The sequence below is a fragment of the Psychromonas marina genome, from assembly GCF_030161115.1.
Lineage (GTDB): Bacteria > Pseudomonadota > Gammaproteobacteria > Enterobacterales > Psychromonadaceae > Psychromonas > Psychromonas marina.
This window is the reverse complement of record NZ_BSPQ01000016.1, coordinates 97695-122347: the sequence shown is the minus strand read 5'-3', so window position 1 is coordinate 122347 and position 24653 is coordinate 97695. Positions and strand designations below refer to the sequence as shown.

The following is a 24653-nucleotide window of genomic DNA, read 5'->3' as shown; positions in this document are numbered from 1 at the left end:
ATTAATACGCTGAATTTTTATATTTAGCCATATACTCTTTACCAAGACGTCCGAACATTTTGAAATAACCCCAACTTGTGTAGAGTAAAATAATAGGTAAAAACACAACCGCTGCCATGGTCATAATATTTAGTGTCATCTCACTTGATGCCGCATCCCAAACTGTAAAGCTCATGCTTGGGTCAATGCTTGATGGCATAACAAATGGGAAGATACTTAATGCAAAGGTCATCAATACCGCAGCTTGTGTCAAGCTACTAAACAAAAAGGCAAAACCAGCACGATTGAACTTAGTCGCGACTACCGCTAACAGCGGAAGCAATAATCCTAATGCAGGTGCTAGCATCATGATTGGGTATTTTTCATAGTTCAAGAACCATGCACCCTGCTGAAGTTCAGCTGTTTTTAATAGCGGATTAGATGGACCACTAAGATCACCGATTTGAGTGATCACATAACCATCTATCGCGTAATATAACCAAATACCAGCAAGCGCAAACAGCGCGGTCGCTAATGGTGCGACTACAAAAATAACGCGACGAGCACGTGCATGTAGCTCTTCTTCTGTTTTCATTTGTAACCAAGTTGCACCCTGCATTACAAATAACAATAAACTAAATACACCCACTAAAAGAGCAAATGGATTAAGTAGCCCAAAGAAACTACCTAAGTACTGTGCACGTAAGAAGTCATCCAATACAAAAGGAACACCTTGCAATAAGTTACCAAAAGCAACACCAAAAACGATTGGTGGTACGGTACTACCGGCGAAGATTCCCCAATCCCAGCTTTTACGCCAGCGTGGATCTGCTAGTTTACTGCGGTAATCAAAGCCTACTGGTCTAAAGAACAATGCAAATAGCGTCAGCATCATTGCAACATAAAACCCAGAAAAAGCAGTCGCATAAACAGCTGGCCAAGCAGCAAAAATAGCACCTGCTGCAAGTACTAGCCATACTTGATTACCTTCCCAATGTGGCGCAATACTATTTATCATAATACGACGCTCATCGTCAGTTTTACCGATAACAGGTAGTAGTGCACCTACGCCCATATCGAAACCGTCAGTGATAACAAAACCAATCAACAGAACGCCAATTAGTAGCCACCAAAGTAATTTTAACGTTTCATAATCAAACATAATAAATCCCTATCCCTTTTGTTCTATTCTGTTTTCTGGTTGCTCGAAGTGGTAGCGGCCTGTTTTCAAACTGCTTGGACCAAGACGTGCAAAACGGAACATTAAAAACATCTCAACAGCTAATAAAATGGTATAGAAAGCAGCAATAGAGATAATACTGAACCAGATTTGTTCAACGGATACTCCTGAAACCCCCACCGATGTCGGTAAGATTTCAGCAATAGCCCAAGGTTGGCGACCATACTCGGCAACAAACCACCCCGCTTCAATCGCAATCCATGGTAACGGTAAAGCGTATAAACAGATTTTATGAAACCGTTTATTTTCGCCAATACGGTTACGTGCCGATTGATAGAAAGCGAAGAGGAAGATAAATAGCATGACTATCCCTGCACCAACCATTATACGGAAGCTCCAGAACATAGGCGCAACACTTGGAATACTGTCTTCTACTGCCATCTGAATTTGCTCTTCCGTTGCATTAACAACATCTGGAGCATATATTTTCAGCAGTAAACCGTAACCTAAATCATTTTTAACCGCGTCAAAAGCCGCTACTTTTTCATCAGAAGTATCACCTGCTCGCAGTTCCTCGAGAAGACCATAAGCGATCATACCGTTACGAATACGTACTTCATGTTCAGCCATCAAGTCTTTAAGACCTGTCACTTCTTCATCAATAGAACGCGTTGCAATAATACCTAATGCATAGGGTATTTTTATTGCGTAATCAGTACGTTGTTCTTCTTGGTTAGGTAGGCCGATCATAGTAAATGCAGCAGGCGCTGGATGGGTGTCCCATTCAGATTCTATTGCTGCTAATTTCACTTTTTGTACATCACCTACTTCATAGCCACTTTCATCACCAAGAATGATCGTTGATGTAATACCCGCAAGACCAAACGCCGCAGCGATGGCAAAAGAGCGCTTAGCAAAACCAACATCACGTCCTTTTAGTAGGTAATAAGAGCTGATTGCTAAAACAAACATCGCCCCTGCAACATAACCAGAAGCAACGGTATGAACAAATTTAACCTGTGCAACGGGGTTAAAAACAACTTCAGCGAAACTAGTCATCTCCATACGCATCGTTTCATAGTTAAACTCAGCACCCACTGGGTTTTGCATCCAACCATTAGCGACAAGAATCCATAATGCAGACATACTTGAACCTAACGCAACTAACCACGTAGCGGTCAAATGCTGCAGCTTGCTTAGTCGATCCCAACCAAAGAAAAATAGACCAACAAAAGTCGATTCTAAGAAGAATGCCATCATGCCTTCAATCGCAAGCGGCGCACCAAATACATCACCAACGTAATGCGAGTAATAAGCCCAGTTAGTACCAAACTGGAACTCCATGGTTAAACCTGTTGCCACGCCTAGTGCAAAGTTGATACCAAACAACTTACCCCAAAACTTGGTCATATCCTTATATATTTCCTTATTTGTCATCACATACAGTGACTCCATTATCGCTAAGATCCATGCTAGACCTAGTGTTAATGGTACAAATAAGAAGTGATACATAGCGGTCATCGCAAATTGAAATCGCGATAGATCTACAATGTCATCCATCTGTTTTTCTCCTAAAGTTTAAAAAAATAATTTGATTCGTTACGCATCTGAATAGACTGTTATCAATAGATAGATGATCCCTAATAAAAATCGCGGAGATCCAAAACAGAACTGGAGTAGAGGTAATAGGCAGTTTAAGTCTTAATATCGTCATAGAATGACCAATTAATACAATTTAAAAACCTCTTTTGAAAGGCAACCCACTCTCAAATATTACTTATTCACAGAAAAGTACAACACTAAAATCAGAGGAGCAGTGTGACAGCCCGACGATGCATAAATAGTAACCATTATTAGGTACCTTGTATTTTTTGAATTATATTCAATATCTTTCATTAATGCTACATCAATCACACTACTTTATTACCTTTATTTAACATACTATTTGTATGGTTAAATAGCTGCAACGAACCTTTCACAATAAATGTACAGAAATTTAAGAGTACAGTGATCCTTTTTGAGAGAACAAACGTATCAATTGTCATGTTTATACCTATACTACATGGATAATAAAATGATAATTCTTAAACATGTAACAACGGATAACCGATTGAATAAACTAAATACTATTTCAGAAAACGATGAAAACGATAGCATCCAAAAGGCACTGTGTGATGTTGCTAATCATCAAGATAAAAAAGCATTCGAGATACTATTTAAACATTTCTCTCCGAAAATTCGTGCTTTTGGTTTACAGCGTTTCAGGCAAGAAGCCCAAGCATTAGAACTCGTGCAAGAAACGATGTTATTGGTGTGGCGTAAAGCAACGTTGTTTAATGCAGAAAAAGGCAAAGCAACAACGTGGATCTACACCATCATGCGTAATCACTGTTTTGATATGTTACGTAAAAAAATGACTCAAAAAGAGGACCAAGTGAGTGATGATTTATGGCCGATGCTAGAGGATGAAGAGGTAATTGAAGAGGATCACCTATTATCACGTAATCTGATAGCACATATTAATAGCCTACCAAAACCGCAAAGGGATGTTGTAGAGGCTCTGTATATTAAGGAGTTAAGTCAGCCAGAAGTGGCTAGCTTATTAAAAATCCCCTTAGGAACCGTCAAGTCTAGATTACGCTTAGCGCTTTCTAAATTAAAAACAACATTGGAGGTCGACCATGATTAAGCATCATCCAAACGAACAGTTATTAGCACAATACAGTAGTGGTGAATTAGCTTTTTCATTGTCTATTGCGATTAGTGCACATCTTGAAATGTGCCCACAATGTCAACAGAAAGAGCAGCGAATTGTTGCACAGCAAGCAGAACAAGCTTGGGACGCTGACAATGTCGAAGAAGCAAATTTTGACGATATGCTGCAATGTATCTTAGCAACACCTATTGAGGCTCCAAAAACTAAGACCCTACATAAAAAGAAGGCGAACAATAGTGTTTCTTTAGAGGGCAAGACCTACACTCTTCCGACTGCATTTCGCTCTTTTGAACAGCTAAAGTGGTCAGGTTTTGGCACCATTAATCGTGCTAGAGTTATTAATGATGAACAAGATGTACGCGCTAGCTTATTACATATTAAGCAGGGTGGAGAGATCCCTGCACATCAACACAAAGGTTATGAGTTAACACTGCTGTTAGCGGGTAGTTTCAGTGATGAGCATGGTACTTATCAAAAAGGTGATTTCATTTTATTATCAGGCGATGTGAAGCACTCTCCAAAAACAGAGCAAGGCTGCTTATGTTATACGGTGCAAGATGCACCACTACATTTCATGAGTGGTATGAGTAAAGTATTAAACCCATTGGGTAAATTTATCTATTAACAGCTTTAACCACTTTGGAAAATGACCTATGACAGAACAACAAAGCGTTCCGATCAATAAAATGAGTAGTACCCCGATTAAAGTCGGCATTAGTAGCTGCCTTGTAGGACAAGAGGTGCGCTTTGATGGCGGACATAAACAGAGCAAATATTGCCAACAAGTATTAGCAAATCATTTTGATTTTGAACCGATATGCCCAGAAATGGGTATCGGTTTAGGTACACCAAGACGTGCCATTAGACTTATAAAAGATGAAGATATTATTCGTGTAGTTGCCAGTGATGGTAGTTTTGATGTTACTGATAAACTTAATGAATTTTCTGAGAAAACAAGTGCAACATTAGATCACTTAAGTGGTTATGTATTTTGCGCTAAATCTCCAAGTTGTGGCATGGAACGTGTAACACTATATCAAGCGGGTACCAATAATGGGCAGCGTGATGGTGTGGGTGTCTTTGCTGCACGCGTTATGAAAGACCACCCTCTATTACCGGTTGAAGAGGATGGACGTTTAAATGATAGCTTATTACGCGAGAACTTTATTACGCGTGTGATCGCTTATCATCATTGGAAATGCCTCGTTGCATCTGGCGTCACCATGTCCAAGCTAATGTCATTTCACGCACAACATAAATACCTGCTAATGGCGCATAACGCTGCCCTTTATTACAAGCTTGGTCCAATGTTAGGTGGCACCGGTGAAACAGCACAAGAGATTGCACCTAAATATATCGCTCTGTTTATGGAAATATTAGGTACGCTAGCAAACCGTAAAAGTCACAGTAATACCCTTTCTCATCTGCAAGGTTACTTTAAACGTAACTTAGACAGCACACAACGTACCGATTTAGCTGAAATTATTGACCAGTACCGTGAAGGGTTACTGCCACTAATGGCACCGATTACTCTGATAAACCATTATCTTAAAATCTACCCGGATGCTTACCTGCAGCAACAAATATACCTACATCCTCATCCAGATGAGTTGAAGTTACGTTATAACCACTAAGCCTGCGGACTAGGAGTTGCGAGCAACGAACTACAAAATTCGATGCTCGAAGCTAGGTACGCAAAGCTCGAATAAGGAAATTTTGAATGCAGTTAATGTGGTTTCGTAAAGATTTACGCCTCAATGATAATCCGGCACTTCACCAATGTTGTTTAAATGGCCCTGCTGCCGCAATCTATTTTGTCACACCGTCACAATGGCAACAGCATGATGTTGCCCCCATTCAAATCGACTTGATGCAACGCGCATTAAATCATTTAAGTCATGGCTTAGGAAAACTAGGTATTGTTTTACATGTTATCGAAGTTGAAACCTTTGCTGATATACCGCAGCAGTTATCGAAATTTTGCAAACAACATAACATTACCAATATCTATGCGAACAGCGAAGTTGAAGTCGATGAGATAAATCGTGATATTGCGGTACAGCAACTATTTAATCAAAATGGTCAACAGAGCCTGCAGTTATATCAGGCAGACTGCTTGATCAATCCCGGTGAAGTACTCACTCAGCAAGGCGAGATGTATAAAGTCTTTACCCCTTTTAAAAACTGCTGTTTAAAATTATTACGTGATCGCGTCAATCTACAACCCTACCCAGCCCCCACCGCACAGGGTAAAGCAATTGAAAACCCAAGCATTACCATTGCACTGGATAAAAAAGAGAGCAGTGCTTGGCCCGCGAGTGAAAGTGATACCTACCAACTATTGCAAAAATTCATCGACTTTCAGGTTGAAGATTACCACCAAAATAGAGACTTTCCCGCGTTATCGGCAACCTCACAGTTAGGCCCCTGCTTAGCACTTGGCATTATTAGTGCCAAGCAATGCGTTTATTACCTGTTACAAGCATTCCCTACGCTGCTTGATGGTAATGCGACGGGTCCAGTGATCTGGCTAAATGAAATTCTATGGCGAGAATTTTACCGTCATATCATGGTACTGAATCCTAGAATTGGAAAAGGTGAAAACTACAATACTAAGGCCAAAAATATTATATGGTTAAATTCAAAGCAAGATTTCAAAGCATGGTGCGCAGGCGAGACAGGCTACCCTCTCGTAGATGCTGCGATGCAACAGCTTAATCAAACCGGCTGGATGCACAATCGCCTACGTATGGTATGCGCGAGTTTTTTAACCAAACATCTGCTTATTGATTGGCGTTGGGGTGAAAAATATTTCAAACAACATTTAGTCGATGGTGATTTTGCATCAAATAATGGAGGCTGGCAGTGGGCAGCAAGTACCGGATGTGATGCACAGCCCTATTTTCGTATATTTAATCCTACCTTACAGAGTCAACGATTTGATCCAAATGGAAAGTTCATTCGTATCTATTTAAACAACCGACTACAGCAACGACAAGCGCTCAACGATAAACAGATACACCAGCCCTTTGAGGCAATTGTTGAACATAAATTTGCAAGGCAACGCGCATTACTCTCTTTCTCGGTACTCAAAGCGACCGGACAACAAGAAGGGTAATTGAAAGGATCAAAGATGAACAACACATTGTTAGACGATTTTTGTACGTTATATCAGAACCTCAATAAAGATAACTTAATACGCTTGAAAGAGGTTTATAGCGACGATGTGCTGTTCACTGACCCTATTCATGAAGTGAAAGGGATCGACGCACTGACGCTGTATTTTGAAAACCTCTACAAAAATATGGAATATTGCCACTTTCAGATAAACCATGTTGTTCAGCAGCCGGGTGAAGCTTGCTTAGTATGGCGCATGGAATACTCCCATCAAAAAATCAAAAACGGTAAAAAAATAGCCGTTGATGGCTGCTCTCATTTAACCTTTTCAAACAAAATAGATAAACACCGTGATTACCTCGATTTAGGTCAAATGCTTTATGAACAGTTGCCTGTGGTTGGCCCCGTGATTAAAAGTATTAAAAAGAGGGCTGGAAAATGAAAAATATCCTTATTACAGGCGCAACCTCAGGTATTGGTGAAGCACTATGTCTTAACTATCAAAAGCAAGGTCATCATATTATTGCTTGTGGGCGCAACGAACAAAAATTAGCACAATTGGCAACCTACCAAAACATAGACGTTATTGCTGTAGACCTTTGTGATGAGTTGCAAGTAAGTGAAAAACTCCAACATTTAACGGCGTTGGATTTAGTCATCCTAAATGCGGGTAGTTGTGAGTATATCGATGATGCTAAACATTTTGATGGAAAACTTTTTGCCCGCGTCATCAATACCAACTTAGTTTCAATGGGCTACTGCTTAGGCGCACTGATTCCGAAAATCCCCACTGGCGGTCAATTAGCATTAGTAGGATCTAGTGCCAGCTTTCTCGCGTTCTCCCGCGCCCAAGCCTATGGCGCAAGCAAAGCGGGTGTGGCTTATTTAGCACGCACCTTAGCACTAGACCTTAAGGCACAGAAAATCGATGTTAGTTTAATCAGTCCCGGATTTGTCAAAACCCCATTAACCGATAAAAATGATTTCAAAATGCCGATGCAAATAAGCGCAGAACAAGCAGCGATAGAAATTGTTAATGGCTTACAAAAGCGCACATTTGATATCCATTTCCCAAAAAAATTTACCTATATCCTAAAAACCTTATCGTTGCTGCCAGATAGTTGGTGGCAACTGTTTTCAGCAAGGACGTTACAAAAATGAAAAAAATTGCAATCGTTGGCAGTGGTATTTCAGGCCTAACTTGTGCCTACCTGCTTAATAAAGAACATGATATTACCCTCTTTGAAGCGGGTGAATATGTTGGCGGCCATACGGCAACCAAAACCGTCACTGTCGCAGGTGAGTCTTGGCAGATTGACACAGGTTTCATTGTTTTTAATGATCGAACCTACCCAAATTTTGAAAAGTTATTAGCACAAATTGGCGTGGGACGTTTAGCCACAGAGATGAGCTTTAGTGTCAGTAATCAAGATAGCGGGCTTGAATACAGCGGCACCAATCTTAATAGTCTGTTTGCGCAACGACGTAATCTATTCAACCCTAAGTTTTTAATGCTGATTAAACAAATCTTGCGTTTTAATCGCTTATGCAATGACGCATGGCTAAGCCAAAAGATAGATAAACAGCAAAACTTAGGTGATTTCTTACAGCAAAATAATTTTAATGACTATTTCGCTAATCACTACATTTTACCGATGGGGGCTGCGATTTGGTCATCTAGCTTAAAGGATATGGAGGCATTTCCACTGTACTTCTTCATCCGCTTTTTTTATAACCATGGATTATTGAGTATCACCAATCGACCACAATGGTATGTCATTCCAGGCGGTTCCAAACAATATGTCGCGCCTTTATGCGAGAGCTTCCAAGATAAAATTCATCTTAACTCACCGGTCACAAGCGTTGAGCGTATTGAGGGTGGTATTCAACTAAAAGTGAATAATGGCCCATGGCAGCAATTTGATGAGATCGTTTTAGCCTGTCATAGCAATCAAGCAAAGCAGATGCTAAACGATATAAGTGACAATGAGAAACAGGTATTAGGCGGACTGCAGTACCAAAATAATGAAGTAGTGCTACACACAGACATCAGCCTATTACCGAAAAAAAGAGGTGCTTGGGCTGCATGGAATTATCACCTTAATAGTGATAATCAGCGCCCTACTGCACTGACTTACAATATGAATATTCTGCAATGCTTAAAAAAAGGCGCGCCTGATTTTTGCGTCACGTTGAACCAAACTGAACTCATTAGCAGTGAAAAGGTATTAGGTAAATATCAATACGAACACCCTATCTTTAATGCTCAAAGCATAGCGGCACAGCAGCAACGTGAACTGATTTGTGGTCAACAACATACCCATTTCGCGGGCGCCTATTGGTATAACGGTTTCCATGAAGATGGTGTTAATAGCGCATTAGATGTCTGCAAGCGCTTTGGGGTGACGTTATGAACCAACTCAACTCCTGTATTTATCAAGGCGAAGTGTTTCATCAACGCTTTAGCCCACGTAAACATAAATTTAGCTACCGCATCTTCTTTTTGGCGATCGACCTTGATGAACTGCCAACGCTAAATAAAATGGGACGTTACTTTAAAACCGATAGCTTTGCCCCACTGCGTTTTTGTGGTGCAGATTACCTGTACAACAAAAAACAGATAAGCAAACAGGATGTATGGAATAAAGTCACTGAATTAGGTGGACATCGCCAACCAGGAAGAGTGTTATTTGTTGGACAGATGCGTTGTTTTGGTCTCTATTTTAGCCCTATCAATAGCTATTACTGTTATGACCAACAGGGCAACTTAATTTATTTACTCGCCGAGGTAAGCAATACACCTTGGAATGAGCGCCAGTATTACCTGATTGATATGGCCAGTGAACAACAATGTGAAAAAACATTCCATGTTTCCCCATTTATGGATCTCGACATGAAATATCACTGGCGCATTAAAGCCCCTGCAGAGCAACTTTCATTGAGCATAGAAAATTTTTCGCTTCACCATGAACAAAAGAAACTATTTATCGCTAGTGTCGCGATGACTCGACAAGAATTTACCAATAATAATTTGCTCAAAAATCTATTAGCGATTCCGATGATGACCCTAAAAACAGTACTAGGCATCTATTGGCAAGCACTCAAATTATATATAAAAGGTGTGCCTTATATTGCGCACTCAAAAAAGGAGAAAAGCAATGCCAACTGAAAATCTAGCATTAACCAATAGCGACAGCTCAATCGGATTGTTTGATAAAACGGCTAAAAAGTTAATCATCTCATTTTTAGGTGACATGAAAAATAGCTACCTCACCTTTGAAGAGCAACATGAACAGTTTCATTTAGGAAATAGCCAAGCCAAATTACACGCAAAAATCATTATTCATGATCTAAGCTGTTACACAAAAATGTTACTAGGTGGCAGCATTGGTGCGGGTGAAGCTTACATACAAGGTTTATGGAGCAGCCCTGATTTGACCAAAGTGATTCAAGTATTAGCACGTGAACAGTCAGCACTGGATAAATTAGAGAAGCGCTTTGCACGCTTTATGGCGATTCCAAGTTGGTTTTATCATCGCGCACGTAAGAATACTCAGTCTGGATCTAAGAAAAACATTTTAGAGCATTATGACCTAGGTAATGATATGTATGAACAATTTCTGGATAAAGAGATGCTTTATTCAAGTGCTATCTACCCAGATAACAACGCCGACCTAGAGCAAGCACAACTGCATAAACTAGAGACTATCTGTCAGCGCTTAGACCTAAAAGCAGGAGAAACATTATTAGAAATAGGCACAGGCTGGGGCGCATTGGCTATTTATGCGGCGCAACATTATGACGTGCAAGTCACTACTACCACTATCTCTGACGCACAATATGATTACACTAAAGCACGTGTCGAAGCACTCGGACTAAACGACAAAATCACGCTACTTAAAAAGGATTATCGCCAACTTGAGGGGCAATACGATAAATTGGTCTCAATAGAGATGATTGAAGCGGTAGGACATGAATACCTTTCAAGTTTTTTTGAAACCTGTAATAAGCACCTTAAGCCACATGGCAAGATGCTCATTCAAGCGATCACTATTTCCGATCAGCGTTACCATAGCTACCGTAAAGGCGTCGATTTTATACAGCGTTATATCTTCCCAGGCGGTTGCTTACCTTCGATCAACGTGATGACAGATAAAGTCAGCAATAAAACCGATATGGTGGTAACCGGGCTACATGATATTGGCCAAGACTACGCAAAAACGCTTAATCATTGGCATCAACGCTTCGATGGTGCATTAGAAAAAGTAAAACAGTTGGGCTACGATGATAACTTCATCCGCCTGTGGAAGTTTTATTTTAGCTATTGTGAGGGGGCATTCTTGGAACGCCGAATCAGCACGGTGCATTTAATCGCAGCGAAGCCTGATTATCGTGATTGCTAACAATAGTTCAGCTATCAAAAGTATCACCACAGCACCGTATGTATTAAGCAACAGGAGTTAACGATGAAGATAGCACTCAATAAAAAACTATTTTCTTGGATTAATTTTATCTGGTTTCAGGTTATTTGGTTTGTCGCTGTTTTTTATACCGAACAAACCATGACTCTGTTGCTTATATCATTGTGCTTGCATTTTTTGCTCACACCAACTCGAGAGGCAGACCTATTAACAATGCTTGGTATTACTCTACTCGGCTCATTAGGTGATTTCTTACTGACCTTTTTAGGCATTTATATCTTTCCTGAAACGCTGTTCATTCCGGTCTGGTTAATTTTATTATGGGCTCACTTCGCCCTTGCTTTAAACCATGGCATGAGCTGGCTGAGTAACTTACCTGGTTACGGACGCATACTGTTCGGCGCCATTTTTGGTACTTTGAGCTATTATGCAGGCGCGCAATTTGGCGCGGTAACATTACACCAAAATCTAACCCTTAGTTTATTTTCAATGGCTGTGATCTGGGCAACCCTATTACCCGTATATATAGAAATAGCATTATTTAATAGGGTGTTCTGTGATGAAAATATTAACCAAAATGTTAGCGACAATTTGCAATAAAATAGTCAAACCATCTTCCCATTTTGTACTTGTTATTACGCTGTTGATGACAAGTAACTTTAGCAGTGCGAGCTCTCACCTTACTCAGGATTTAAAAATGGTTGGACAGGGCGAGATGTCTTGGTTATTTATCGATCTCTACCAAGCCTCACTTTACAGCCCAACGGGTGATTATAAACAAGCACAATATCCGCAAGCGCTAAACATCATTTATCAAAAAGATATCGATAAAGATCATCTCATTAGTGCGACTGAAAAAGAGTGGCAAAAATTAGCTTTCAACAATACACAATATAACGGTTGGTTAAATCAGCTCGATAATTTGTGGCCTGACATCAAAAAAGGCGATCAACTCCTGTTTATGGTTGAAGATGATGGTAGCGGTTATTTTTATCATAATAATAAGTTATTGGGAGGCGTTGATAACCAACAGTTTGCCGAAGCTTTTTTATCTATTTGGTTATCCAAAAACACCAGTGAGCCTAAGCTTCGCCAACAATTATTAGGGGAATAAAATGAAAACATTGTTGATTATAATTTCAAGCTTAATGCTAACGGCCTGCAGTCAAAACCTAACTGATTACAACAATAGTAATCCCGAATTTGATGTAAAAACCTTTTTTAATGGTCCACTACAAGCAAAGGGGATTGTGCTCGATAGATCCGGCACCGTAACGCGACGCTTTAGTGTCGAGATGATAGGCAGCTGGGAAAACACCCAAGGTACATTAGCAGAGTGGTTTGTTTTTGATGACGGTGAAAAAACAGAAAGAACATGGATTATCAATAAACTAGCAGACGGTCGTTATACAGGGACAGCAGGTGATATTGTCGGTGAAGCACAAGGGCAAAGTGCTGGTTTTGCATTACATTGGGATTATCAACTCGACCTTACAGTTGACGACAGTATCTATCGCGTGACTTTTGATGATTGGTTATACCAAATAGATGAGCAAGTCGTAATCAATCGCAGTTACATAAAAAAATGGGGGATCACTGTTGGTGAAGTTATTTTGGTCATATCAAAATAACTTTATAAAAAATGCCAAAGTGACATCCCCATTGAAAATGGCACTCAGTTAATTGCCATAGAACTAACAGTAATCACTGTTCAATCAGGCTAAATAAATATTATATTGACATAAAAGTTGTAAAAAAAATTGCTTAGTCTAGTTTTAATAGTATTGAAAACTAAGAGATACACTTATGAAAGCAATCACCTTGTTAGTGCTCACCCTGTTAATTTCACTAGGTGCGAAAGCTGACTATTCCCCTTCTTTTGAAGTTGGCAAGCAAAAAGCTAAAGTGTGTATGACTTGCCATGGCGAAGATGGTATTTCTAATATTGATCCCTACCCTAACCTACGCGGTCAGAAAGTTGGCTATTTGATCTCCTCCCTGAAAGATTACCAGACACGCCAAAGAAATAGCGGTTTAGCTATTTTAATGCAACAGCAAGCGGATGCCTTATCCGATCAAGATATTAAAGATATTGCCTATTACTTCTCTGTGCTTGGTACACCAAAGGAAGAGGAATAACATATGTCATCAGGGATGGATAAGTATGATATCAAGGTCGTTAAATATTTCATTATAGCAGCAGTCGCATGGTCTATTGCAGGCATGTTAATTGGGGTAATGCTGGCGGCTCAACTATATTGGCCAGTACTTAATTTTGATTCTGAATATATACAGTTTGGAAGATTAAGACCGCTGCATACTTCAGGGGTTATCTTCGGTTTTGTGGTTAATATGTTAATGGGAACATCGTTATACATAGTACAACGAACAGGCCAAACAAGGCTATTTAACAAAAGCTTATCATGGATGGTATTTTGGGGATGGCAGTTAGTGCTACTACTCGCACTAATTACACTACCTTTAGGATATACGTCGACCAAGGAATATGCCGAATTAGAGTGGCCTATCGACTTACTTATCGGTTTAGTTTGGGTGCTTTATGCAATATTATTTTTTGGCACAATAGCGAAACGAAAAGTACACCACATTTTCGTTTCTAATTGGTTTTATGGTGCATTCATTATTGTTGTCACACTTATATTCGTTATCAACAACTTAGCAATGCCAGTATCATTAACCAAGTCATACTCGGTCTTTTCAGGGGCTCAAGATGCCATTGTACAATGGTGGTGGGGACATAATGCAGTTGGTTTTCTCCTCACGGCTGGTGTGATTGGCATGAACTACTACTTCATCCCTAAGGTTTCAGAGCGTCCCATATACTCCTACCGCTTATCAGTCATACATTTCTGGGGGTTAGTTGGCTTTTATACTTGGGCAGGAACACATCACTTAGTTTATTCATCCGTTCCTGTGTGGGTACAAAACATAGGTATTGTGATGTCACTTATTCTCTGGTTACCTTCATGGGCCGGGGCATTTAACAGCGCGATGACGCTATTACAAAACAAAGAGAAGCTAAAAACGGACTATATTATGCTGTTTTTCATGTCAGCGATTCTCTACTACTGCCTAGCGACACTTGAAGGTCCATTACTAGCAATACGCTGGTTTAATATGATCGCACATAATACCGAGTGGATTATCGGCCATGTGCACTCTGCAGCTTTAGGCTGGGTGGGTATGTCTGCCATTGCGATGTTCTATTACTTTATTCCAAGACTTTGGGGTAAAGAGCAACTTTGGTCGAACAAACTGATTAAATTGCATTTTTGGCTAGCACATATCGGTATCGCACTGTACGCGATTGCCCTTTGGGTTGCTGGTATCGGTGAAGGTTATATGTGGTTAGCACAACAAGAGAATGGTTCGCTTGTCTATAGCTTTGTTGAAGCGATGGATTTCAAAGCTCCATGGTTATTTGTTCGATTTTTTGGTGGTGCGTGTTTTGTATTCGGGTTACTGATAATGGTCTTTAACTTATATAAAACAGTATCGATGAATAGCTCTGTAAGTAAGGAGGGTTCAGCTGATGCTTAGTAAAGATTTTACACAATCGGTATTTATCCTCATTATATCGACCATTGTCGTGGCTAGTTTTTCCATATTAGTGCTTATCGTTCCAAACTTAGTTCGCACCGATGAGATAATAGCAACTTCTTTGGCTAAACCATTAACCCCACTAGAGTTAGCGGGGCGAGATGTTTATATTAGTGAGGGCTGTCATGTTTGCCACACACAAATGGTGCGTGGTATTGAACCTGAAGTGAAACGTAATGGGCGTGCTAATAAAGAAGGTGATGACATATATGAGTTTCCAAACCTCTGGGGTTCAAAAAGAACAGGCCCTGATTTGACCAATATTGGTCGAAAATACTCAGAACAATGGCAACGCATACATCTTATGAACCCAAGAAAAGTAGTACCTACATCAATAATGCCCGCCTACCCATGGTTATTCACCCAAGTACTCTCCGGAGATGATATTGAAAGTAAGATGCGTGTCCTACGAAAATTAGGCGTACCTTACACAGAAAACGAAATAGATAAAGCACGCCTTCAAGTGAAAGGGGTGACAAAAGGAGAGGCTTTGATTCAATACTTACAAAGCTTAGGCAATGATACAGCCAGTGATCAGGAGCATTAATATGTCAGTTTTCTGGAACACTTGGGTAATTATATTCATCTTAATATTTCTAACATTCATGGCGCTGGTCGTATTTAAATATTGGCGTAGTGAGGATACTGCTGACAAAGATAAAACCATCGCTACCTTTGATGGGATTGATGAAAATGATGCACCACCACCACGCCTTTTTTATCTTTCTTATTTGAGCGCTTTTATCTTAGCGATTGGTTTTCTTGTACTCTACCCAGGCCTTGGAAATTGGTCTGGTATGTTAGGTTGGCAGCAAAATGAGGATGCACTTAGTTCACCTATCACTGATTTAGATTCACAGATGTCTTCTTTAACAGATCAAAGCCTGCATCAATTAGCAACAAATATCGATGTAACAGAAAGTGGCGGAGTGTTATTTAAAACTCACTGTGCAGCCTGTCATAGCAGCAATGCTCAAGGACAAACACACTTTCCTAACCTCATTGATAATGACTGGTTATATGGTGGTACGGATGAAGATATACTTAATTCCATTAAACATGGTCGCAACGGTGCAATGCCGGGTTGGAAGGAAGTATTGTCAGACGATCAAGTAGCAAAAACGTCCTACTATATTGCGTCTTTACAGCGTAAAAACCTTAATGCCCCACAAATTAAAATCGACCTAGGCAAAGAGATATTCATCCAGTACTGTGCAAGCTGCCATATTGATGGAACAGTTGCTAATACTGAGATTGGAGTACCTAATTTAGCGGATGATATTTGGTTACACGGCGGTAGTATCGAAGAGATTCAGCATACTATTAATAATGGTATCAATAATTTAATGCCTGCATTCTCTGAGCAATTAAGCGAGAATCAAATCTTAGCCATTGGCGCATACCTCACTAAACAAAGACAAGCATATGATGCAAAACTTGCCGCGCTTGACCCTGAATCAGTTTCAAGAGGTGAGTACCTTGCTTACGCAGGAGATTGTGTCGCCTGTCATAGTGCAGAAAGCGGTGAGCTATTTGGTGGCGGGCTGCCTTTTAAAACCCCTTTTGGAACGGCCTATTCAACCAATATCACCCCACACCTCAGTGAAGGTATTGGATCCTATAATTATGCTGAATTTAAAGCAGCATTATTTAAAGGTAAAGGTAAGCATGGTTATCTCTACCCAGCTATGCCATATACTTCTTATCAACATTTAACCGAGCAAGATACCCAAGACATTTGGAATTACTTGCAATCGATCACCGCTGTCGCAAGACAAAATGATAAAAATAGTATGATGTTCCCTACGAATATTAGACTTGGATTATTAGGCTGGAACATAGTATTTATGGACACTAATCCATTATCTTACGATGCACCAGAACATGCCTCACTCAATGAACATGAGTTAGCACAGTGGCAAGAAGGTAAATATTGGGTAATGGGTTTGGGTCATTGTGCAGAGTGTCACTCACCAAGAAATATAGCACAAGCGATGATCCCTGAGAAAATTTTCCAAGGTAATATAATTGATGGATGGAATGCGCCTAATATCACAGCAAAGGAACTATATGAAGCACGCTGGGATATGCAGTCATTGACCGATTTTTTACATACAGGACATTCATCAAAAGGGTCGGCATTTGCAGGAATGGCTGATGTGGTTAAAAACAGCACCAGTTTAATGACGCGAGCAGATATTGAGACCATTTCTCGTTATCTACTAGTAGGCGACGTGAATAATACGATTCCTGATGGGCAGCAACAGTTAACACCAACTGGTTTTGTTCCAGCCTCATATACTGAAGAACAGCAAAATAGCTATGATTTATATACGAATACCTGTGGGGCTTGCCATGGAGAAGATGGTAAAGGACGCGATCCGATCGCGCCAACATTATTGAATAATGGCATTATCATGCACAGTGATCCGTATAATACAATCGCGGTAACTATTCGTGGTTTATCTCCAACTTACGTGGATCAAGAACGTAATTTCATGCCAATGACTAGCTTTCAAAATGTCCTATCAGATAGCGAGTTAGCAAAATTGATTAGTTTTGTACGTTTGTATTTAGGTGGTCGTCAAGAGCCAGTGACCACAGAGCAAGTCAAAACTGTGCGCCAACAGCTAGAGAAAGCAGGGTTTGCAGGCAATCTACATACCACACCAGATATGTATGATAATAAAGATAAAGCGATTAATATTGACTAGATTAACAGGATAAATAAAGCAGCTATAAAGGCACGATTATTACATCTGTGCTTTATAGCTAACTATTTAAAATACAATACTCTAAAAATGAGCATAATATTTTGGTCAGGGCTTGTTGGCGAAAATAATGGAGAGCAGGCGTATGGTTGATTAATAGCTATTACGATTGGATGCAACACAACGACCTATTATTTTAAGCAACAAGATAATTATGTAAATGGGTATAATACAAACCCAAAAATCTTAAATAAGTAAACAGAGTAAAGCTTAGCCTGCTTTACTCAGAACAATCACATTGCAAAATTTTACGAATAAAGCGTGAATTGTAGGGGATAGTCGTTCTCACTTCAAAACCCATAATGCAGCTAGGGAGAGCTTTACCCTGCAAGAATGATCACTTTATTAACTACATTGCTATCAACTAGAGTCGGCAGGTTAGCAACATCGGTTGCGGTTAATTTGATATTATTTTTGGTTGCAACCACTTCGGCTAAAATAGAAACAGCAATTTCCATTGGTGTTTTACTGCCGATATCGACACCAATAGGAGCATTTAAACGTTGTAATGATGGAACTGATATTTCACCAACTCTTTGTAATCGCTCAACTCTTTTTTGAGTTGTTTTAACAGAACCCATCGCGCCGATATAAAAAGCATTACTTTCAAGTGCTGACATTAAACCAATATCATCGATTCGAGGATCATGTGCTAATGCGACTATCGCGGTTTGTTTATCAACCCATTGTTCAACAAATACATCAGGACATTGCCAAGTAATATCAACGCCTCCCTGTGATTTATCGAAATGCCAACTTGATGCAAGTTCTTCTCGCATGTCACATACTTGAATAGAAAAGCCTAACATTTTAGCAAGCCTAGCCGTACATTCACTGACATGACTAATACCTAAAATCAATAATCGCCATACCTGGAGGTAGCAAAATTGAATCTCATGTTCTGTAATAGAAACATCGGTTGAGGAATTTATGTTAGTACTTTCATCTAGACTGAGGGTGCCATCAACAAGTGATACAGTGCGGTAGAATGGTAATCTCATGGTTAATAGCGCTAACCATGATTGTATATGTAATTTATGATCAGCAGTCGGAGTAATATGCTCAATCAATAATTGAATACTACCACCACAGGGTAACTCTGACGTTTCATTCTGTGAAACAAGATCTTGCCCATAAGTAAATTGGCAAGGATAACGATTAAACTCCAAGCGATTTAATTTGGCGATAAAGGCTTCTTCTAGACAACCTCCCGAAATAGACCCTAGTTTATGTTTACCATTCCAAGCAAAAATAGAGCCGATTGGCCGAGGTGATGATCCATAGGTAGAAATAATGGAACATAACCAAAAATCTTGGTCACTATTAATCCAATTTGAAATGCCCTCCAATACATCAATATCTGTTGTCTGCATTTAATTAATGCTCCGTCTCAAGGGACTCCAAAACTGATTCCCTTAATGCTTTTATTTCGGGAGCAGTAAACTCTTTTTTATCAAAAGTAAAACTGGCAGACAGATAGTTCATTAAATCTAACAATTGCTGGTCTGATAATTTATCTTGATAACTCGGCATCGCATCAAAACTATTAACTTGATTATAATACTGCGAGTCAATTCCCCCAATAATTGAGTACACAACATTATATTGGTTGGGCTCCATTAACGTTCCATTACCAAGCATTTTAGGCGCAAAATTAGGTTTACCTTGTCCTTTATCACCATGGCAACTTGCACAATAACTCATATAGGTAGGGTAACCTTCATGAGTAATTACTTTCTCATCATAAACAGGTGTTTTGGATGCGATATACTCATCACTATTTAACAAGTAGCCTGTAACAGCACGCATGTCTTGCTCGGATAATTTGCTTAAACTATGTTTAACTACTGTATACATTTCACCAGTCACCACGCCCTTATCTGAGTATCCGTGGCGCAATAAGCTAGCAAGGTCATCACTACCCCACCCCGCTTTTAAAAGATTTTCTGCGGTGATATTAGGCGCCCAAGTACTACCAATTACGGCACCTTGGAAAGGCTTATCTTTCTCTAACGCCATAAATAAATTTCTTGGCGTATGGCATTCACCACAATGTCCAAAAGAATTAACAAGGTAATTACCTCTGTTCCAATTTTCACTTTTTTCGCTGTCTGGCAGATAGCGTTTATCATCAAGAAAAAGCATATTCCACCCTAATATTCCGGTACGAACATTGGCGGGAAAATAAACGTCATTATCTGTTTTTTTCTGCTTTACCGCTGGCACTGTCTGAAAATAGGCAAACAATGCTTTTATATCATCATCAGTAATCAGCGCGTATGAACCATAAGGCATCGCGGGGTATAGATAACCATTATTCGCTGATTTCCCCTCTCTTAAAGCGGCGGTAAAATCTTCTAATGTATAATTACCAATACCAAAGGTTTTATCCGACGATATATTCGTTGAATATATTTTCATACCCATTGGTAGTGGAAAAGCCTTACCTCCACCATATTGCTGGCCATCATCAGTCGTATGACAAGCATAACAATCAGCAGCGTCTGCTAAATATTTCCCTTTTTCAATCAACTCTTGACTAGCAGACAATGTAAAAGAAACACTAACAAAGGCAAGGCTAATTGTATGGCTCAATATTTTATTCATTTGGTTAGCCCCTTGATTGATAAAATAAGATCTTTAGCCGATTGATAATATTTCACATAACCAGTACAACGACAAATATGCTCACCTAACGCGGCTTCGATTGTTGTTTCAACATCAGTTTTTTTAATTGGATCTTTCTTTAAGCGCTGAATTAAAGCAATCGTTTCATTCATAAACCCGGAAGTACACCAACCACATTGAAACGAGAAGTGCTTACTAAATGATTCTTGAACTGGATGTAATGCAATGATTTCACCATATTTATCTTTCGTCGCATGCCCCTCTATGGTGTGTACTTTCTTACCATTAAAAACGAGTGCATTGTGAATACAGGTCCTCTCTGTTTTTAACATACCTTGTTCATCTTCGACTAAAATAACACAGGCGTGACAAATGCCTCCACCACAGCCAAATTTAGTCCCTGTCAGATTTAAATATTCATGTAGAAATTCAATCATCATGATTTCAGGGTCGACTTCAATCGGACCAACAATATTGTTGTTAATAGATAAATTCATTACCGTCATGATTAGATAGCCTCTTTGATGTCTTTAGAAGAAATAGGTAAATGATAAAAGCGCTTATTAGTTGCTTGATAAATTGCTTCTACCAGTGCAGAAACAATTGGAATCATGACAACTTCTGCGATGCCTTTTGTTGGGTCTGAGGGCGACAATGGAGGTAATAGCGTATGCGTCATATTCCAAACACCATTATGTTTAGCAAGTGGTACTTGGTAACGATTTAAGTTCCAAGTACCATTACCTGCCCCAGTTTCATCGACAGGCAGGTATTCATATAAAGTGTGCCCAATCCCCATCGTTAAGCCACCTTCGAGTTGACCTTCGACTAATTTTTTCACATGAACATTACCAGGCTCTAGCCATGTATGAGTGCGTAACACTTCCACCTTTCCTGAACCCTCACTAATTGCAATTTCAGCTAGCGTGGCACAGGGAGTATAATAGGTCACCATGGCATTGTTTAATTGTACTTTTGGGTAACTAACAGAGAGTCGTTTAAGTACATGGTATCCATATTTATTGGCTTGTTTTTTAACAGTTCGATTCGCGCCTATGCCAAATTTAACTGCCACACCATCTAGAAAATAGTCTTTATTTTCTGCGCCGAGTTGATAAGTTCCCTTAGCCCAAGACCAACGATTAAAGCCATGCGCCATCACGCTTGTGATCAACCCCATCGAGTGTGCTTTTTGTGCAAGTAATTCAAAAGATAAAGGTTTATTACCCATAACAGATAGATGGCCATTTTCCCAGTGAGCATCATTAACATTGGTAAAGTCAGGTGTTGCAAAGGCTGAATTAAAGTATTTTTCTTTCCATATTGCGACGGCGGCAGGAAATAAACTTTCTGTAAATAGGATCTTTGCAGCGGCTTCAGTAACATGGCTTTGGTAATAAGATGATTTGCTCGCCGACGATGCAGATGCGATAACGGGTGTCCAGCGCGGATTTTTTGACATTGTATCCTGGGTTTCCTGAGACATCAGATAGGGATCATCGGTTTCAATTAACTCCATCGCATCAAATAGTTGAATTTGTGCCATTTCAACATTATCGGCCATTTTACCAAGGTGCTTTGCAATAAGAACCCCTTGAGATGTGTCTGTTCCGGTCCCCATTTCAACCGAGCAAGTACTGATAATTATTTTCCCTTCAACGGTTATCTCTATCGATGTAGAGGGCGCATCAGCCCCTGTACCATAATCTTTTGTCGCAATACCAAAGCCAACCCCATACCGTTTTTTAGGATTTTCTTTTTCAAATTTTTTCTTGTTCTCAGCCCTATTTTTCCAAATATCATGCTGTTCTGCTTCATTTAGCATTTCTACATAGCGAGCATCAGCATTTGGAATTGCACCCTGGGTATTTTTTTGCCCTGCTTGAAAAGCATTAATACGCCTTAATTGCAAAGGGTCAACTTGCAAAGCCTCCGCCGCTTCACTGATCATCATCTCCATCGTCGGCATGGTTTGTAACGTCCCATAACCACGCATAGAACCCGCATGAGGAGATTGAGATGGGTAACACCAAGCTTGTATATCATTGCGAGGTAAATAATAGATGCTTTGTATCGCACTTGCTCCAACCATGGTAACGGAAGGTGAAAAATTCATTCTTCCACCTCCATCAAGTGTCATATTTGAAATTAACCCCTTAATTTTATAGGTGTTTTTATCAAAGGCTAATTTATTGTGGATTTTGTATGGATGACGTTTAATACCTGACTGAAACTGCTCAAAACGATCATTAGCAATATGTACTGGTTGTGTCGCAAACAGCGATGCCATCATCCCATAATAGGGGAATATAGTATGGTCTTTGCCACCAAAACCACCACCAATATAAGGCGTGTGCACAATCAGTTTTTTGATGTTTTTTGTCAGGGGACTGTTAGCAAGCACTTCACCTGCTTGGTGATAAAAATCTTGAGGGGATTGAGAACAGATAACCACATGCAGTGATTCATTAAATTTATCATACCACCCATTAAATGCTTCTGGCTCTAACGGCATCGGATCGACGGATTGAGTTTGGAAGTGGCGATCAATGACTAACCAGTCTTGGTGTTCAATATCTTCAGCCAGTTTATTGGCATAAAAAATTCCTTTTTCCCCGGTATTGCCGCTTTTATCTGCGTTGCTTGGCCAAACTGGTTTATGATCAACATAATTAGGAAAGAACAACCCATTTTTTAAGGTGCTATATTTATCTTCAGCTTGAGACCCTAAGCTATTCTCTTCGCGTACAATGCGCCATGAAGCATAGGGATCAACATTGGCAGTCACTAGCTCTGTCGTTTTTCCATATTGAATGATGTCATTGTTAAACTGAATAAAATTTTTCGCTAATTTGAACTTTCTAAAAGAGTCGAAAAGTAGAATTGCAACTTCATGACCAAGGTAGTCAGGGGTCGAACCTTTTTTGAGCAACATATTTTCACCAAAATACGGGGGAAGTTTCAACCCACTGTTTGCTAAATCCTGCTCAGTAATCACTTTATAAGGTTTAATCTCATCAGAGAGACCGCTTAGATCAAAACCTTCATAAATTTTATCCGCTTTATTAACCCTTAAAATAAATCCGTAATGTTGTATATCAGGCCAATTAGGAATATCTTTGGCTCTATAGTCACGACCATAAATTTTATTACCAGTCACTTTCTCGATAGCATCAAACCTAAAGGCAGGCTGATTATTACCAACCTCTTCTTTCCATTTACTTTTTAAATTTTCCTTTATTGTAGACGCATAAGCATTTTGCCCGCTCAAAAGTAATGGTGCACTATAAACCGCAACCCCACCTATAACACATTTTTTAATAAAATCTCTTCGGTTTAGATCTGTCATAAGCTATGGCCTTTCTCTAGTGTGATGATTAGAGAATAATTATAGTACAGCCTATCAATTGCATATAAATACAACTAAAAACAGAACCTACCCATTATTAATCAGAACCTTATATTGTTCTTTTGTATCGATATCTTGAGATATTTGTGGATAATTTGTTGCAAAAAAAAGGTGAGCTTGCTTAGTGATTAATTCTTTCATTGTTTCTTCCTTAGAAGCACAGCTAATAAGTTGAATGACACTGGCGCAAAATAGAACAGGGTGCCCTCTTTGCTGTTGATAGGTTGGAATGACAACTTTGTGCTGCCTTTGCATCCAAATATCTTTAAAGATAGGATAACTTAAGCAGGGTAGGTCTCCATGAGTAATAAAGAAATAAGGTGTACTAATATGTTTGACTCCCTCCTGTATCGAGCTAAGCATGCCATCATGATAGTGTTGATTTAATACAACAAAAATAGCACTATTATTTCGATAACGTTTTTCTAATAGCTCACCTTTATGTCCTACTACTAAAATAATACGCTCACAAAACTGTAATGCATTATCAATGCTATGATCTAAAAGTGTTTTGCCCTTATAGTCTAACATCAACTTCCAATCGCCCATTCTTGTTGATAAACCAGCGGCTAAAATAATACATTCAACATTATGTTGATGTGTTTTTTTCATTAGCTCCCTCCAATAAGTAAATATTCATTTTGTAGACTAAATATAAACATGACTAACCTTCAAGGTGTTGTCAACTTTCACCTTATAATGAAAAATTTTAAATATCTTAAAAGGAAAAGCTATTTGGCTGATAATTTGGGTGGGAAAAATATGATTTAAAAAGGGGAAATGGCAGTAAATAGTTACTTTCAGTATTGGG

General features: G+C 39.4%; 23 protein-coding genes. 16 read left to right on the top strand and 7 right to left on the bottom strand.

Annotation, left to right across the window (positions count from 1 at the left end):
- Nucleotide 1: 1 nt before the first annotated feature.
- Together cydB and QQK09_RS15295 are read right to left on the bottom strand one after the other, a co-directional pair.
- Nucleotides 2-1141: a cytochrome d ubiquinol oxidase subunit II gene (gene cydB / locus QQK09_RS15300; protein WP_284205031.1), complete on the bottom strand. Its 1140-nt coding sequence runs from the start codon at nucleotides 1139-1141 to the stop codon at nucleotides 2-4.
- Nucleotides 1142-1150: 9 nt separating this feature from the next.
- The gene (locus tag QQK09_RS15295) at nucleotides 1151-2719 is read right to left on the bottom strand and encodes a cytochrome ubiquinol oxidase subunit I (RefSeq protein WP_284205030.1); all 1569 of its coding nucleotides are present in this window, start codon (nucleotides 2717-2719) and stop codon (nucleotides 1151-1153) included.
- Nucleotides 2720-3233: 514 nt separating this feature from the next.
- Between QQK09_RS15295 and QQK09_RS15290 the strand changes: the two genes are divergently transcribed.
- From QQK09_RS15290 to ccoP, 16 genes are all read left to right on the top strand, one after another.
- Complete coding sequence (locus QQK09_RS15290) at nucleotides 3234-3848, top strand: sigma-70 family RNA polymerase sigma factor (protein WP_284205029.1); 615 nt, start codon at nucleotides 3234-3236, stop codon at nucleotides 3846-3848.
- On the top strand, nucleotides 3841-4500 hold the full coding sequence (locus tag QQK09_RS15285; protein WP_284205028.1) for a ChrR family anti-sigma-E factor: 660 nt from the start codon (nucleotides 3841-3843) through the stop codon (nucleotides 4498-4500). Before QQK09_RS15290 ends, QQK09_RS15285 begins: the two co-directional genes overlap by 8 nt.
- A gap of 52 nt (nucleotides 4501-4552) precedes the next feature.
- Nucleotides 4553-5509, top strand: coding sequence for a YbgA family protein (locus QQK09_RS15280; protein WP_431312603.1), 957 nt, complete (start codon nucleotides 4553-4555; stop codon nucleotides 5507-5509).
- Between the two features lie 86 nt (nucleotides 5510-5595).
- Nucleotides 5596-6993, top strand: a complete 1398-nt coding sequence (phrB, locus tag QQK09_RS15275; protein WP_284205026.1) for a deoxyribodipyrimidine photo-lyase — start codon at nucleotides 5596-5598, stop codon at nucleotides 6991-6993.
- 15 nt (nucleotides 6994-7008) lie between these two features.
- Nucleotides 7009-7434, top strand: coding sequence for a nuclear transport factor 2 family protein (locus tag QQK09_RS15270; RefSeq protein ID WP_284205025.1), 426 nt, complete (start codon nucleotides 7009-7011; stop codon nucleotides 7432-7434).
- Nucleotides 7431-8153 carry an SDR family NAD(P)-dependent oxidoreductase gene (locus QQK09_RS15265; RefSeq protein WP_284205024.1) on the top strand — a complete coding sequence of 241 codons (723 nt, stop codon included), beginning with the start codon at nucleotides 7431-7433 and terminating at the stop codon, nucleotides 8151-8153. The genes QQK09_RS15270 and QQK09_RS15265 overlap by 4 nt, the downstream gene beginning before the upstream one ends.
- Nucleotides 8150-9406: an NAD(P)/FAD-dependent oxidoreductase gene (locus QQK09_RS15260; protein WP_284205023.1), complete on the top strand. Its 1257-nt coding sequence runs from the start codon at nucleotides 8150-8152 to the stop codon at nucleotides 9404-9406. The genes QQK09_RS15265 and QQK09_RS15260 overlap by 4 nt, the downstream gene beginning before the upstream one ends.
- A complete protein-coding gene (locus QQK09_RS15255; protein ID WP_284205022.1) occupies nucleotides 9403-10161 on the top strand; it encodes a DUF1365 domain-containing protein in 759 nt (252 codons plus the stop codon). Before QQK09_RS15260 ends, QQK09_RS15255 begins: the two co-directional genes overlap by 4 nt.
- The gene (locus QQK09_RS15250) at nucleotides 10151-11395 is read left to right on the top strand and encodes an SAM-dependent methyltransferase (protein WP_284205021.1); all 1245 of its coding nucleotides are present in this window, start codon (nucleotides 10151-10153) and stop codon (nucleotides 11393-11395) included. The genes QQK09_RS15255 and QQK09_RS15250 overlap by 11 nt, the downstream gene beginning before the upstream one ends.
- A 63-nt stretch (nucleotides 11396-11458) precedes the next feature.
- Nucleotides 11459-12013 carry a DUF2878 domain-containing protein gene (locus QQK09_RS15245; RefSeq protein WP_284205020.1) on the top strand — a complete coding sequence of 185 codons (555 nt, stop codon included), beginning with the start codon at nucleotides 11459-11461 and terminating at the stop codon, nucleotides 12011-12013.
- A complete protein-coding gene (locus QQK09_RS15240) occupies nucleotides 11973-12527 on the top strand; it encodes a chalcone isomerase family protein (protein WP_284205019.1) in 555 nt (184 codons plus the stop codon). The genes QQK09_RS15245 and QQK09_RS15240 overlap by 41 nt, the downstream gene beginning before the upstream one ends.
- 1 nt (nucleotide 12528) lies before the next feature.
- The gene (locus tag QQK09_RS15235; protein WP_284205018.1) at nucleotides 12529-13044 is read left to right on the top strand and encodes a DUF3833 domain-containing protein; all 516 of its coding nucleotides are present in this window, start codon (nucleotides 12529-12531) and stop codon (nucleotides 13042-13044) included.
- 175 nt (nucleotides 13045-13219) lie between these two features.
- Nucleotides 13220-13552, top strand: a complete 333-nt coding sequence (locus QQK09_RS15230) for a c-type cytochrome (protein ID WP_284205017.1) — start codon at nucleotides 13220-13222, stop codon at nucleotides 13550-13552.
- Nucleotides 13553-13555: 3 nt separating this feature from the next.
- Nucleotides 13556-14974: a cytochrome-c oxidase, cbb3-type subunit I gene (gene ccoN, locus QQK09_RS15225; RefSeq protein WP_284205016.1), complete on the top strand. Its 1419-nt coding sequence runs from the start codon at nucleotides 13556-13558 to the stop codon at nucleotides 14972-14974.
- On the top strand, nucleotides 14967-15581 hold the full coding sequence (locus tag QQK09_RS15220) for a cbb3-type cytochrome c oxidase subunit II (protein WP_284205015.1): 615 nt from the start codon (nucleotides 14967-14969) through the stop codon (nucleotides 15579-15581). Before ccoN ends, QQK09_RS15220 begins: the two co-directional genes overlap by 8 nt.
- Before the next feature lies 1 nt (nucleotide 15582).
- Nucleotides 15583-17748, top strand: coding sequence for a cytochrome-c oxidase, cbb3-type subunit III (gene ccoP, locus QQK09_RS15215; protein WP_284205014.1), 2166 nt, complete (start codon nucleotides 15583-15585; stop codon nucleotides 17746-17748).
- A gap of 377 nt (nucleotides 17749-18125) precedes the next feature.
- Here the strand turns inward: ccoP and QQK09_RS15210 are convergent, their stop codons facing one another.
- From QQK09_RS15210 to QQK09_RS15190, 5 genes are all read right to left on the bottom strand, one after another.
- The gene (locus QQK09_RS15210) at nucleotides 18126-19178 is read right to left on the bottom strand and encodes an XdhC family protein (protein WP_284205013.1); all 1053 of its coding nucleotides are present in this window, start codon (nucleotides 19176-19178) and stop codon (nucleotides 18126-18128) included.
- A gap of 4 nt (nucleotides 19179-19182) precedes the next feature.
- Nucleotides 19183-20412: a cytochrome c gene (locus QQK09_RS15205; protein WP_284205012.1), complete on the bottom strand. Its 1230-nt coding sequence runs from the start codon at nucleotides 20410-20412 to the stop codon at nucleotides 19183-19185.
- Nucleotides 20409-20939, bottom strand: a complete 531-nt coding sequence (locus QQK09_RS15200; RefSeq protein ID WP_284205011.1) for a (2Fe-2S)-binding protein — start codon at nucleotides 20937-20939, stop codon at nucleotides 20409-20411. Before QQK09_RS15200 ends, QQK09_RS15205 begins: the two co-directional genes overlap by 4 nt.
- 2 nt (nucleotides 20940-20941) lie before the next feature.
- Nucleotides 20942-23782 carry a xanthine dehydrogenase family protein molybdopterin-binding subunit gene (locus tag QQK09_RS15195; protein WP_284205010.1) on the bottom strand — a complete coding sequence of 947 codons (2841 nt, stop codon included), beginning with the start codon at nucleotides 23780-23782 and terminating at the stop codon, nucleotides 20942-20944.
- An 87-nt stretch (nucleotides 23783-23869) separates the two neighbouring features.
- Nucleotides 23870-24454 (bottom strand): NTP transferase domain-containing protein, encoded by a 585-nt coding sequence (locus tag QQK09_RS15190; RefSeq protein ID WP_284205009.1) that lies wholly within the window; start codon nucleotides 24452-24454, stop codon nucleotides 23870-23872.
- Between the last annotated feature and the right edge of the window lie 199 nt (nucleotides 24455-24653).